We start from the raw sequence: 810 nt of genomic DNA on the forward strand, positions 1-810 counted from the left end.
GGCCAGGTGCCACAGCGATGAGCCGATCGACTTGGACGTCGTGCCGATCCCCGCCGCGAAGAGCAGCAGCATCATGCTGATGATGTGGGTCGGTTCGAGCTTGCGGCCGTGGAGCTCCATGTTGAGGAGGTACGTGATGAGGTCCTCACGCGGGTTCTTGACGTGCTCCTTGATCTCCGCGAGCAGGAAGACGAACATCTTGCTCAGCTGTTCGACGTGGTCGTCCCGCGAGCCTTGGGTGTCCTCGCGGTTCATGTTGGCGATGAGCTCGCGGAACTGCTTCCGGTCCCCCTGCGGGATGCCGAGCAGGTCACCGATGACCTGCTCGGGGATCCGCTGCGCGTAGTCCTCGGCCCCGTCTACGACGTCCCGCCCCGTGAAGCCGTCGATGAGGGAGTGGCAGTACGCCCTCGTGGTCGACTCGAGCTTGGCGACCGCGGTCTTGGTGAACGCCGGCAGCAGCAGCTTGCGCGCGCCGTGGTGGAACGGCGGGTCGGAGGTGATGGGCGGGAGTTCACCGATCGGCGCCAGGTCCCGCGGCGGCCTGAAGTTGGTGACGTTCACCGACCGCGAGGAGAAGCGGTCAGTGTCATGGGCGATCGCCGCGATGTCCTCGTACAGGGTGGGCACCCACGCGCCGCCGAACCGCTCGGTGTGCGCGATCGGGCACCTTTGCCGCAGGTCGTCCATGATCGGGAAGGGGTCCTCGGACCACCGCGGGTCCAGGTGCGAGAAGTCCGTCGCCCAATCGGTGACCGGGCCGGAGATGATCTCACTGCGGATGGTGTGGTAACGCTCCCGGTCCGGGTC

The 810-nt window shown here is 66.5% G+C and carries 1 protein-coding gene; it reads right to left on the minus strand.

Annotated features, from left to right (window positions below):
- Positions 1 to 810 (minus strand): cytochrome P450 (locus AC3ERT_RS36565; protein ID WP_435179497.1); only part of this gene is annotated, 810 nt, incomplete at both ends.

It is taken from the genome of Actinacidiphila sp. bgisy145, assembly GCF_057708125.1.